Raw genomic sequence first — 12,603 nt, forward strand, 5'->3', positions numbered from 1 at the left:
TCCGATCGTTAGCGGTAGGAAGCGAAATTCGTGCGACCCTCGATTGGTGCTGATGTTGCGTGTGGGACAGAAGAGAAAGAGGCGAACTCGATCCGCTGTGGTCGTGACGGCCGCCGCGGTGGCGTCGATACTGATGACCGGAACGACGGCGCAGGCGCTGCCGGGGAACTCGGGATCGGCCGACGCGGCTGCCGGAGCGGTCGGCATCCATCAGGTGTCGGCGACTCGCGCTGTGCTGAACGTGTTCTCCCCGTCCATGAATCGCGTCATCTCCAACGAGGTGCTGCATTCCCCCGACGGTGGACCCGCACCCACTCTGGTGCTGCTCAACGGCGCACTCGGCAACGAGGACGGCGTCGGGTGGCTCAACAACTCCGGCGTCGAGAATTTCTTCCTGGACAAGAACGTCACCGTCGTCGCACCGATCGGCGGCCGCTTCAGCTTCTACACCGACTGGCAGACAACGGATCCGGTGCTCGGCAGCAACATGTGGCAGACCTACCTCAGCCGCGAGCTACCCGCCGCTGTCGACGCGGCCTACGGATCGACCGGCAGGCGCGGCGTGGCGGGGCTGTCGATGAGTGGTGGTCCCGCACTCGACCTGGCGATCCAGGCCCCGGATGTGTTCGACGCGGCCGCGTCGTTCAGTGGGTGTCCGGCACCCTCCAACCCGCTTGCCACTGCTGGCATCTCGGCGATGATCGCCGGCGGACTCAACAATCCCTTCAACATGTGGGGCCTGCCGGGAAGCCAGGGGTGGCGCGATCACGACCCGTCGCTCAACGTCGAGCGTCTACGCGGAACCGCGGTGTATGTCAGCTCGTCCCGAGGGCTCCCCGGACCTGTGGATCGCATCCCCGAGGGCGCGATCCCGCCGTTCGGCGGAATGGCGGTCGAAGCGATGGTCAACAACTGCACATCGATCTTCGTCGACGCCCTGCGCCGAGCCGATGTGCCGGCAACGGTCTCCATGCGCGAGGAGGGCGCGCACACCTGGCCGTTGTTCGAGGATCAGCTGCGCGAAGCCTGGTTCACCACGCTGGCACCGGCTCTGGGAACCAGCTGATTGCGCCGCCACTCCCGCGGGTAAGCGCACGTGAGACATCACCGGCGAAAGGACACCCTGACCATGGCGAAAGACGAGCTGCACAAGGGCGACAAGGTCGAATGGAAGACCCACGGCACCACGACCGAGGGAACGGTGGTGGAGAAGATCACCTCCGAGACCGAAGCCGCGGGCCGCACCGTGAAGGCATCGAAGGACGAGCCGCAGTACCGCGTCGAGAGTGACAAGTCGGGCAAGGACGCGGTGCACAAGCCGGACTCGCTCGACAAGAAGGGCTGACGCCCGACCGAACAGCGATGCGCCCCGAGTCACGGACTCGGGGCGCATCGTGCATCTCAAGCCTCGGGCACCGAACGTTCTGCGCCCCAACTCCGCTCGATGTATCCCCGGATCCGCTCGATCTCCTCGGCGGGAATTCTCTCGGGCTCGCCGTTCTCGAGTGGATCGGTGTGGAATATGTACAGCCGTGAGGCGAACTGGTCGAACGGCAGCGAACCCTCGCCTGCGCGTTCGCCATTGCCCGCGGTTCCCACCACGACGCCGTCACCCCAGTCCTGGCCGCTGTCGTTGTTCGGGTTGAAGAAGTACACCCTCATGACGCCGTCGGGATCGGTGTTCACGCGCAGGATCGTGATGGCGTGCCACCCCACATACCGTGCGGCACTGTCGGTTACGGCCACACCTGCCGGTTGCGGATGGATCAACGGTTGGTGCCCGTTGTACTCCGGGTGGTACGCGGCATAGAACTGCCGCAGAAATGCGTCCAGGTCGACGAGATTGCCGGTCTCGACATCGACGTCGATGTGGAACTCGCGCGCCGACCACCATCCGTGGAACTCGGGATTGACCCAGCGGTGCGGATCGCCGGGACGATCGGCGCAACGCCGGACCATCTCGGCGTAGATGCGGTCGAGGTGCGGAACCAGCAACAGCGACGCGGGATCGAGGTCCACCGGATCGGACGTGGCGACGCCGCTGACACTGTCGGTCGACGAGATCGACTGCCCCTCGAAGTGCATGACGATCTCCTCGTCACGCGCCGCCCACACCACCATCTGCAGCAGGTAGTCGGGATCGTTGTAGGCCCACATCGACAAGGCCCGCGCCGACTGACACGTCGGGTTGTCGCCCTGACCGACGCCGAGGGGCTGCCCGAGCATCGAGAGCAAACCGCCGAGCAAGCGTGACTCCGGCGCGGGGACCGGCCCGAACGTCGTGATCAGTCGTTCCCGCACCGCAGGAGCGAGTTTCAACGACATCTGTCGCCACAGCGACGGCACGATCGGCGGCTGATGCAGAATTCCGCGATCGAGCAGCAGCGCCAAACCGTAGAGGCACTGCGCGGTTTCGGGGTACACCGTTTCTTCGATGAGGCGATGGACCAGTTCGGGGTACCGCGTCAGGCAGGTCCGGCCGGTGTCGGACAGACCGAGGGCCTCGGGCAGAACGTACGAGTAATGGTCGACGAGATACTGCGTCAGCGTCGCGTGGTACGGCGAGACCAGTCCGGTGTCGTGCATCGCTCGCGCGAATCCGCGGGCCTCGAACTGCAACGCCTCGACGTCCATCGCTTCGAGCCGCGACCGGTACACCTCGACGCCCGGATCCTCTCGGCACGCATCGGTGGTTCCGAACAGGGCCGTGATCAACCGATCCAGGCCCTGCCCGGAGTTGCCGAGGTCGACGGTCGGATCGTCACGATAGATCGCGATGCGGGTGACCATGTCCTTGATGGTGTCCACCTGAATCGGGCGCTGCCGCAGGATCCGCCAGATTTCTTCGACCAACTCGTCGAGCACACTGTCGTAACCGATCTGCCCGGCCACGTACCCGAACAGATCACGGATCAGATGCGCGGTACGACCCAGGCGAACTCGCTCCGACTCGGACGGGGGTGTGAACAGCACGTCGAGATTGACCGCGAGAACCTGAGAAAGGAACCGACGGGCATCCTCGGCGGTCACCGCAGCATGCTCGTACTCGCCCGCAACGATCGCGACCATCCGCAGTTCGCTGGTCGCTTCGAGCACGAAGGTGTCGTCGTTGCCGCTGCGCAGGCTGGGCCCCACGAACCCTGGAACGAGAATGTCCGGGTGCGCCCAGTCGGTGCCCGCGAACAGCCCCGCATTCTCGAGCATCTCGGCGCGTTCGCGAATTGCACCGCAACCACCGGGCTGCAACAAGACTCGATGCAACGCATCGAGAACTCGCCGCACCTTGGTGTTCTTGCTGAACTCGGGTGCATCGGCCAACGCGTGCATCGCATGGTCGAGCTGCGCCAAACGTGATGCCAACGCTCTGTCCACGGCCGTGGTCGCGTTGGTCGGTGCCGGCTCGTGCATCGTCTGTGACGGTGGGTTGGTGTCGTCCCCGAGTTGCTGCTTCACACGTAGAAGTCCAGTTCTTCCTGTTGCTTGAGCAAATCGCGCATCCGGTAGGGATCGTCGCCGAAGAAGTACAGCAAGCCCCAGTGGGTACCGAATGCTGTTCTCTTGGTGACAGTTTCCTCGACCGGTGCCGAGAGGTCGTTGGTCTCGTAGTAGTCGTCGTCCGCGGTGACTTCAGGGATGACGAGGTCGCTGACGACGCGTCGGCGCGGGTAGACGCCGAAGCATCCGGCGTGACCGGTGGCGTCCACCACCTCCTTCGGGAAGAAGGCGTCGATCTCCTCCTCGGTGGTCTTCGGGTCGAACGCCAGCGCGAGGCCCTGGTATGCGTTGAACCCGTAGGCCCGCTCCAGCAACTCGAAGACCTTGAAACCCGGTGGGCGGTAAGCCACTTCACCGAAGTACATTTCACCGTCGCTGGTGACGAAGTACTCGGGGTGAATGAAACCGAACTCGATGTCGAAGGTCTTGATCAGCTTCTCGATCTGCACCGTGATCTGCTCGCGGTACTTTTCCAGCTCGGGTGTCGCAGGAACGAACACCGAGTATCCGAGGGTGACGTACTCCGAGATGTTGAGAAACTTGATCTTGCCGTTGTGAATCCATGCTTCGACGGCGAACTCCCAGCCGTCGAGGTGCGATTCCATCAGCGCCGGAAATTCCTCGTCGGGAATGGAGTCGACCTCGTCAGGGGTACGAATGACGCGGTGGCCGAGGCAACCGGCCTTGTCGAAGGCCTTGACGTGGATCGGGTCGTTGGGATCGCCGTCGAGCTTGAGTAGCGTCTGGTTGACACGTTTGAGGAATCGAGTGACGTCCTCACGGTCGTGGGCTTCTTCGAAGATGCCGACGCGGATACCGCCGAGCTGAGCACGGCGCTTCATCAAGGACTTGTCGCGCAACAGCATTGCCTGACCGAAAAGGCGTGGGTTGCCGAGCAACACCGAGTTGATGGCTCCGGCCCACTCGACCGTCTCCTCGTACAGCGGTATAGCGACGTCGACGCCCTTCGCCTGCAGGGTTTCGGCGATTTCCAGTGAGCGATCGTTGAGTCGCTCGAAGTTCCACGGGAGGTACGGAATGTCGTGCTCGGTGCAGTACGCCTCGGCCCACTCGGGGGCGACGACGACGTAGCGCCGATCGAACTTGTCCAGTGCTTCCACCGCGGCCAAACTCCACCCCAGCAGGGCCACGAAACCCTTGTTCGGGTCTTTCTCCAGCCTGTCTGGCTGAGCCATGAAGTTCCTTTCCCTGGATGATTCATCGGTCGAGGTCCTTCGCTCCACCGTACAGAGGCGCTGGTCGGCAATTCCGAGCGGTGTTGAACTGGGCTTATGCGACGACGTCGTATCGGAATCAGCCTCCCGACTTTCCCGCCGGCGTAGGCGTTCTGTTCTATGGTCGTCGGGTGGGTGCGCGACAGACCGGATGGCAAGTCCCCGCTTTGTGGTGGCGACGCGGCGAGGCGTTCCACGGGCGGAGTCCGCAACCTCGATCCACCCGGCCGAGAGCCAGCACGAAGGCGGCAGTCACAGCGGTGGCTGCGAAGGAAGCCGCTATCGACGACCTGCTTGTTCGAACCGCCGGACGTTTCGGCGAAACAGTCGACCATCCCGAGTCGAATTCGGAGCTGTCGGCGGCCGCGCACGCCTTCGTCGACGGACGGTTCTCGGGCACCGGTGTGACCCCTACCGGTGCTGCTGTGACTCTTACGGTCGTCACCGATCAGCCGGAGCACAAGATGCGAGTTCTATTCGTGGACTTCGTCATCGGCCGCTTCGGCGCGGTATTCGCTGCGGAGATGCTCGCCGAGGCCGTAGGCGTGGAGTTGGTGACCCGCGAACTCGTACCGGATCGATCGCGTACCCGGCACTCACTCGGCGTGCGAGATCCCGACGACCTTCGCAATGTCGTGTTCGGAGATTCGGCGAGCAGGGTGCGCACGGCGTTGGCTGCCCTCCCCGCCGACGACTATGCGAACGCGGTGGACAGGCTCGCGCCGCAGCGTGGCGCGCGAATCGGGTGCAATCTGTTGACGTCGTTCCTGTTCCCGACCCAGCACGAGTGGGTTGCTGCGGACATCGCGCGGTCGCAGACCGTCCACCGCTATTACCGGAGCTACTGCTATTACCTCTTGGCCAGCGTCGACTCGGTCGAGTCGGTCGAGAAAATTCTCGCGCTCGAAGAAACCCGAGATCATGCGATCTGGTCCACCGGGATGAGCATGAACTTCGTATACGCACTGTGTGCGAATATCGGACCGGGTGTCGAGCCCTTCGTAGCCGAGTTGTTCGAGGGCAACCTGTCTGCCCAGCACAAGAAATGGTGTGCCGGGATACTCGGTGAGATAGACACGGACTCGGGATTCGAGCACTTGGTGTCTCGGCTGGGTAGCAAGTACATCGAGCCCGCCGTGATCGAGGCGATAGCACGATCGCCCGAGCGAGCCGCGCGGTTGCTGGCCGACGCCTCCGGGCCGGAGGCGGAGCGGCTGCGCCGGGATCTGGAGCACGTTCACCCGGAGTCCGCGATGCGCAAGCGGGTATCCGGAACAACGCTCGAATCGTCGGATGTCCCTGCGCTGCTGCGTGATCCACCGTGGCTCGACCGCGCCGAATCCATGGATCGCGGAGACGTCCGAGAGCAGGTATTTCGTCTCGAAAGTCCCCCAGCGCCGCTGCGTGTGGCATGGCGGGGAGACGAGCAGCGACAGTGGGCCGAGGCCATCGACGTCTATGTGCCCTATCTCGGGCGCCGGGATTGGCCGGAGGTGGTCGCCGCGTTCGGTCGAGGCACAGGTTTCTGGTCGTTGCACGAGATCTCGTACGCTCCGGAGCATCTGCTGCGTCCGGTGCTGTCGTACGCCCCGACGCCGCGTTACGCGTATCGAGGTGCCATCTCGTTGGGCCGACTGTTGGCCCGATTCGAAGGCGATGCACTCGATTTCGTGCTTCGTGCCGTCCTCGCTGCACCGGCCGGTCAGGCGCAGGTGTTACTGCCCGTCGTCGGGGGACAACTGGCGACGACAATGCTCGAATGGCTCGGCAAGAAGTCGCTCAGACCGGTCGCGTTCGAATGGTTCGATCGCCACATCGACAGTGCAACATCGGATCTGGTTCCTCTTGCTCTCGGCCGTACCGGACCGAGCCGAACCCTTGCCCGACGCGCACTGTGCACTCTTGCGCGACGCGGACATCGAGACGCCGTGGTCGCTGCTGGACGGTCGTACGGGGAGCCGGCTGGTGCGGCGATAGTAGATATCGTCGACGCAGATCCACTTCTGGCCCTGCCGCGGCACATTCCGGTCATCCCGGACTGGCTGGACCCGGCGTTGCTCCCCCCGTTGACGTTGCAGGGAGAGCGCGCACAGCTGCCGTCCGACGCGATCCGCACGATCTGCACCATGTTCTCGCTGTCACGAATGGACGAGGTGTACGCCGGCGTCGATATCGTTCGTGAACTCGTCGGCCATCCCGAACTCGCGAAGTTCGTCTGGGACATGTTCGAGAGGTGGTTGCGGGCGGGCGCTCCGGAAGCGCAGAGCTGGACTCTCGACGCCCTCGGGATAGTGGGTGACGACGACACTGCGCGGCAATTGACCCCGCTGATCAGGACCTGGCCGCTTCAGTCGGCGCACCGACGCGCGGCGATGGGACTCGAGGCCCTCGCCATGATCGGGAGCGACGCCGCGCTCGGACACCTGTGGTCGATCTCGCAGTCGCTCCGGTTTCCTGCTCTTCGCGCCAAGGCCGACAAACTGATTCACCGAATCGCCGACGAGCTGAATCTGACGCCTCTCGAACTTGCCGACCGATTGGTGCCGAACTTGGGGCTCGATGCGGACGGTACGACGACCTTCGATTACGGAGACCGAACCTTCACCCTCACGTTCGATCACGAGCTTCGAATAGTGGTCGAAGACAACGACGGTAGGGTCCGAGACCGGGTACCGAGGCCCGGCCGCACCGATTCCGACGGTGCGCGCGAGGAATACCGTCGGTACACCGACCTGAGGAAGGATCTCGAGGGGGTGCGCACCGAACTCGTTTCTCGGTTCGAGAAAGCCATGGTGAACCAGCGGCGCTGGACCCTGTCGCAGGTTCGGACCCATCTCGTCGGGCATCCGTTGACCTGGCATCTGTGCAGTGCTCTGGTGTGGTCGACGACGGATGGACGATACTTCCGATTTTCCGAGCTGCGTCGCCCCGTGGGCCCGGACGGCCGCGATATCGAGGTCGCAGACGGCGATCTTGTTGTCGTGGCCCACCCGGCAACGATGGGCGACTCGCTCGGCAGCTGGACCTTCATGCCGGAACAGGCTTTCGAGCAGGTCCGACGGGAGGTCTTCAGGACGGATGTCGCCGCCGAGATGGCAGCACTCGAGGGTCGCAAGACGACTACCGATCAGCTGCTCGCGCTGGGTGAAAGAGGATGGAAGCGTGAGGATCCGCAAGACAAGGGTGCCCAGATCTCGCTGAACAAGCGTCTGGATTCCACGACGGCGGTGATCATGGCGTTTCCCGGCTTCAATGTGTCGAATCCGAGAATGTGGGGCGAACAGAAGATCGTCCACGTCTTTCACAGCGGACTCGAATTGTCGGTGATTGCGGCATCGGAACTGCTCCGTGATCTGGCGATGCTCGAGACCGAGCCGATTCGAGGCGACGAACCCGACCTTCGAGGTGAGCCGTGAGTGTCCGTACGGTCGAGTTCTTCGAACGGCTGCAATTTCGACGAGAATGATCGACGATGATTCGGCGCGGTATGCGCCTGGCAAAGCGAGGAGCGCGACATGACGGTCGACAAAACGGGTGCGCAGGTCGAAATCACCCAGCAGGCAGATCGTTTCACCGTCTCGGTCGACGGCACGCAGGTCGGCTTCACCGAGTTCGTCGACGACGAGGATGCGCGACGGATCTTCTTCCATACCGAGGTCGACGCGGCCTACGGCGGACGTGGACTGGCAACGATTCTCGTGCAACAGGCGCTCGACGCCACCCGCGCCGACGCCAAGCGCATCGTGCCGATCTGCGAACTGGTTGCAGCCTTCGTGGGCAAGCACTCGGAATTCGACGACATCGTCGAGCAGCCGACCGACGAGATCAGGCAATGGCTGGCCGACCGGCAGGGCTGACCGCGGGAATACCGTCGGACACCGTCGGGTTGAGGTCGGTATAGTAGTTGCAGAGTCAACTACATTGCCGAAAGGGACGCCCATGCCCGCAGTGACCGTCGACAACATCCTCGCGTTGCCCCGAATCCCCATGCCCGACGCCACCGCCGTCCCTCGGCCGGTCCGGTCCGTCACGACGGCACCGACGGGATACGAGGGCGAAGGCTTTCCGGTCCGTCGAGCGTTCGCCGGGTTGGATATGTCGTCCCTGGATCCGTTCATCCACATGGACCAGATGGGCGAGGTGAACTACGCGCCCGGTGAGCCGAAGGGAACGCCGTGGCATCCGCACCGCGGATTCGAGACGGTGACCTACATGATCGACGGCATCATGGAGCACAAGGACTCTCACGGCGGCGGCGGAATCATCAGCGGTGGCGACACTCAGTGGATGACGGCGGGCGGTGGCATTCTGCACATCGAGGCCCCGCCGGAGCATCTGGTGATGTCCGGCGGGCTGTTCCACGGTGTTCAGCTCTGGGTCAATCTGCCGCGTGAGAACAAGATGGCGCACCCGCGTTACCAGGACATCACCGGTAGCAAGGTCGCGTTGGCGTCGAGTCCCGACGGTGGTGCGTTGGTTCGCGTCATTGCCGGCGAGATCGCAGGAATGCAGGGGCCGGGTTCGACATACACTCCGATTGCGCTCTCGCACAGCACGATCGCACCGGGCGCGGCGCTGACGCTGCCGTGGAATCGTGAATTCAACGCACTCGTCTACGTTCTCGCGGGCGAGGGCACGGTAGGCGCGGAGAAGCGTCCGATCAGGATGGGGCAGACTGCGCTGTTCGGCCGCGGCGACACCATCGAGATGTCGGCCTCGGCGGTGGGGGAGTCGCTCGAGGTGTTCGTTCTCGGCGGCAAGCCGATCAGGGAACCCGTCGCGATGGCAGGCCCGTTCGTCATGAACACCAAGTCCGAAGTGCTGCAGGCGTTCGAGGACTACCAGGCCGGTCGGCTCGGCGTTCCCGTCGAATGATCTCGCCCACCGTGCAACGATCTCCTGCATGAGCGACGCAGAACCCCGTATTCGCAGAACACGGCTGTATCGCCGATTGGTCACCCGCGCCGACGGCCCGCTGGAGCCGGCGCGGGCGGCCAGGAGGCTGTCCGCTTACGTCTACGGAAACATCCTGGTCCTCGCGGCGGTCGCTGCATCGACGCCCAGCTCGATCGAACACGGAACGGCCGCTGTTCTGGTTCTGGCCACTGCGGTGACGACGTTCCTGGCGCACGTGTTCGCGGATTTCGTCGCAAGCAGTCAGATTCCCGAAGCGCACGGTGATGCGACCGACGAGCAGCGCACGTTCAAGGCCTTCGAGGAACTGCGCGACGCCGTGCCCATCCTGAGCTCCGGCACCATCCCCGCGCTGATGTTGGCACTCGGTTGGTTGTCGGTGCTTCCTGGGCAGTGGTCGGAACTGCTGGCCGGTGGCGTCATCGTGGTGCGCATGGCCACGATCCAGCTGGTCACGGAGCGAATTCGTGGCAACCCGTTGACCTTCCGCGCGATTCTGGGTGGGTTGGCCACTGCCGCGGTCGCCGCGCTCATCGTGCTGGCGAAAGTATTCTTCGGCCACTAGCCGCCGAGAACGATCAGCCCCCGAACTCCTCGTACAGCTCCGGTAGGAAGCCGGCGAGGTGGTTCATCTCCTGTCCGCAGTGCAGCAAGAGATCTCGGGCGAGGTCGAGTCCGAGAACCAGGTCCGTCGGGTCCACCGACGCCCCACGGCGGACGGCGCACGCGGCCTGCTTCAGGTCCGGAACATGCAGCCCTCGTAGGTTCAGGAAGAAGCGGCTACGCATCTCGGCACCGCCGTCGACGGGGCGCACCTGGTGCGCCAGCCAGCCCAGGTCCACCGGTGCGATGGAGCTGCCCACTCGGCCGAAGACGATCGTCTGATCCGCGGGAACGTCGAATCCGTGCGCAATCGGATCGCGAAAAGCGATACCCAGCTGCTGCAGCTTCGGCCCGACGTACTCGTCGACGAACGTCGTGTTGCCGATGTACTTGGCCTTGTCGGGGATGTCGAGTGCGGTGCGATCCTCGGCAAGTGCGGCATGTAGATGGGCGTCGGGATGCCACAGTTTGTAGCGTGCGGCCTCGGTGGAATGCCAGCCGAACCACCAGTCCCACATCGCCGCGGTCACGCGCGGCATCGCGGTGCGGACCGCCACGAACGTCACTCCGTCGGTGCGTCGACCGTATCCGGTTTCGGTCGTGGAGTAGCCGGTGGGCGCGAGATCGGTTGTGATCGAATCGAATCCGGGAATGGAATCGGGCGCGAGCGCGGGGCCCGCACAGGTGTCCGCGACGACGGTCGGTGCGGGTGTCGTTCGCTGCGCCATGTATCGGGCGTACGGCAGATGTCGATCGGCGTCGCGATAGCCCTGATAGCGCTCGCCGCACTCGTCGCTCGAACCGGTCGCCGGCACCGCTGCTGCCCTGGCTACCGGGCCGACGACGGCGATGGTGGCCGCGGCGGCTGCTCCGATCATGATCTGGCGTCTGGAAGGCCCCCGGCTCATGTCCCCACCCTGCTCAACATTCGTTGAGGCTAGGGCCAGGAATCGGCGGATGTCAATGGCCTGGCACTACACTGCGCGGTATGAGTCCGGCACACCCCAAGGACGATGAGTCGAGAGTGCGTCGGCGCGACGAGATCGCCACCGCCGCTATCGAGGTGCTCGCCACCCAAGGGCTCCGCGGCTTGACGCACCGGGCGGTGGACGCGGCAGCAGGACTCGGTCCCGGGTCGGTGAACTACCACGCGCCCACCCGGAGTCGGCTGCTTCACCTGGCTCTCGGCCAAATGTTCGTCCGCGACTTCGAGGTGGCCGGAGCGACGTTCGGCAGCCTGGTCGACGTCAAACCACTCACCGCCGATGTCGTGGTGTCCCGCATCATCGATTTCATCGACGCCATGACGTCGGGAGATGCCGTCAAACGGGTGATCGCTCGCCACATCATGCTCGGCGAGGCGCAGCACGACGACGAGATCCGCGAGTTGTTCGACAGTCAGCGGGCAGCATTCGTCACGTACACCCAGTGGATCGTCGCCTCGCTGAACTCCGAGGATCCACCGTCCGACGCCGAAACCCTCGTGGTGATGATCGAAGGTCTGGTGCAGCGGCAAGTGCTGATCGGATCGCGCCTGTCCTCGAGCTTCACGGAGCAGATGTTGCGCAAGATCGTCGTGGCCTCGCCGCTGGTCGAGGGCTGAACCGGATCGGTGGCTTCACCCCAGCAACGTGCGACGCTCGGTGTGGGTGAAGGTGAAGATCGTCGCGCCCAAGCTGATCAGTGCGGTCAGGAGCAGTACCTGCGGGCCGGTGATGACGACGCCGATGAAGGCACCGATCGCACCACCCAATGCGAAGGATCCGAGAAGGGCTGTGTAGCAGAGCCAGTCGTAGCGCGTCCCGCCGCCGAACATGTGTCGCTCGATACCCTGGCCGAGTTTGACCATGGTGCCTGTGACATAGCTCAGGGGAATGTAGGTCTCCTCCTTCTTCGTGAACGCGGTGTTCAGTGCACCGAGTGCGAAGGCCACCAGCAGAATCGGGTAGAAGTTCACGGTGGCCGACGACCATCCGGAGATGGCGATGTCGATCGCTCCAGCTCCGGCGAGCGCGATCGTGGTCAGCACCGTTGCTCCGTGTGGGTGGTTGGACCAGTAGCGACGCCGGCAGATCGACGAGACGATCACGCCGGCCAGAAAAGACCCCATGAGCGAGAGAGCCGCGATCGGTGAGGCCCCCGGGGTGACCTCCTTGCCCTCGGGGTGCCCGAAGTGCCCGACCACAGCACGTTCGGTGTTGCCGGTCATGAAGGTCACGAAGTAGCCGGCGGAATGCAGGAAGGCGACTGCACCCACCATCCCCGCGAGTCCGGACAGAATCCAGGACAGACGAGCTTCGGCACCGACGGCTGTCTCCCGGCTGATCGTCAATGGGGAAGTCATGACTCGATTCTC

The 12,603-nt window shown here is 64.1% G+C and carries 11 protein-coding genes; 7 read left to right on the top strand and 4 right to left on the bottom strand.

The features are described from left to right. The first annotated feature begins 103 nt into the window (after positions 1-103). Both CH271_RS05540 and CH271_RS05545 read left to right on the top strand, forming a co-directional pair. The gene (locus CH271_RS05540) at positions 104-1,066 is read left to right on the top strand and encodes an alpha/beta hydrolase (RefSeq protein WP_256986283.1); all 963 of its coding nucleotides are present in this window, start codon (positions 104-106) and stop codon (positions 1,064-1,066) included. Positions 1,067-1,129: 63 nt separating this feature from the next. Further along, positions 1,130-1,345 carry a DUF2945 domain-containing protein gene (locus CH271_RS05545; protein ID WP_094632949.1) on the top strand — a complete coding sequence of 72 codons (216 nt, stop codon included), beginning with the start codon at positions 1,130-1,132 and terminating at the stop codon, positions 1,343-1,345. Positions 1,346-1,401: 56 nt separating this feature from the next. On the opposite strand, the gene CH271_RS05550 is transcribed toward CH271_RS05545, so the two are convergent. Both CH271_RS05550 and CH271_RS05555 read right to left on the bottom strand, forming a co-directional pair. Further along, positions 1,402-3,408: a hypothetical protein gene (locus tag CH271_RS05550; RefSeq protein ID WP_094633182.1), complete on the bottom strand. Its 2,007-nt coding sequence runs from the start codon at positions 3,406-3,408 to the stop codon at positions 1,402-1,404. A gap of 41 nt (positions 3,409-3,449) precedes the next feature. Then, positions 3,450-4,691 carry an ATP-grasp domain-containing protein gene (locus CH271_RS05555; RefSeq protein ID WP_037194443.1) on the bottom strand — a complete coding sequence of 414 codons (1,242 nt, stop codon included), beginning with the start codon at positions 4,689-4,691 and terminating at the stop codon, positions 3,450-3,452. A gap of 299 nt (positions 4,692-4,990) precedes the next feature. On the opposite strand from CH271_RS05555, the gene CH271_RS05560 reads away from it, so the two are divergent. The 4 genes from CH271_RS05560 (at position 4,991) to CH271_RS05575 (ending at position 10,209) form a co-directional block, all read left to right on the top strand. Then, entirely contained in the window at positions 4,991-8,146 is a 3,156-nt protein-coding gene (locus tag CH271_RS05560; protein ID WP_179274808.1) for a DUF4132 domain-containing protein, read from the top strand. 99 nt (positions 8,147-8,245) lie between these two features. Then, the gene (locus tag CH271_RS05565; RefSeq protein ID WP_094632951.1) at positions 8,246-8,587 is read left to right on the top strand and encodes a GNAT family N-acetyltransferase; all 342 of its coding nucleotides are present in this window, start codon (positions 8,246-8,248) and stop codon (positions 8,585-8,587) included. Positions 8,588-8,669: 82 nt separating this feature from the next. Beyond that, complete coding sequence (locus CH271_RS05570; RefSeq protein WP_037194448.1) at positions 8,670-9,605, top strand: pirin family protein; 936 nt, start codon at positions 8,670-8,672, stop codon at positions 9,603-9,605. Between the two features lie 28 nt (positions 9,606-9,633). Further along, on the top strand, positions 9,634-10,209 hold the full coding sequence (locus CH271_RS05575) for a hypothetical protein (protein ID WP_037194450.1): 576 nt from the start codon (positions 9,634-9,636) through the stop codon (positions 10,207-10,209). A 13-nt stretch (positions 10,210-10,222) separates the two neighbouring features. Here CH271_RS05575 and CH271_RS05580 read toward each other — a convergent pair whose 3' ends face one another. Then, a complete protein-coding gene (locus CH271_RS05580; protein WP_256986284.1) occupies positions 10,223-11,155 on the bottom strand; it encodes a DAPG hydrolase family protein in 933 nt (310 codons plus the stop codon). A gap of 80 nt (positions 11,156-11,235) precedes the next feature. Here CH271_RS05580 and CH271_RS05585 point away from each other — a divergent pair, with 80 nt between their 5' ends. Beyond that, positions 11,236-11,850, top strand: coding sequence for a TetR/AcrR family transcriptional regulator (locus CH271_RS05585; RefSeq protein ID WP_094632952.1), 615 nt, complete (start codon positions 11,236-11,238; stop codon positions 11,848-11,850). Positions 11,851-11,865: 15 nt separating this feature from the next. Here CH271_RS05585 and CH271_RS05590 read toward each other — a convergent pair whose 3' ends face one another. Next, entirely contained in the window at positions 11,866-12,591 is a 726-nt protein-coding gene (locus CH271_RS05590; protein ID WP_052047998.1) for a YoaK family protein, read from the bottom strand. Between the last annotated feature and the right edge of the window lie 12 nt (positions 12,592-12,603).

It is taken from the genome of Rhodococcus sp. 05-340-2, from assembly GCF_002258915.1.
In the GTDB taxonomy this organism is placed as follows: Bacteria; Actinomycetota; Actinomycetes; order Mycobacteriales; family Mycobacteriaceae; genus Rhodococcoides.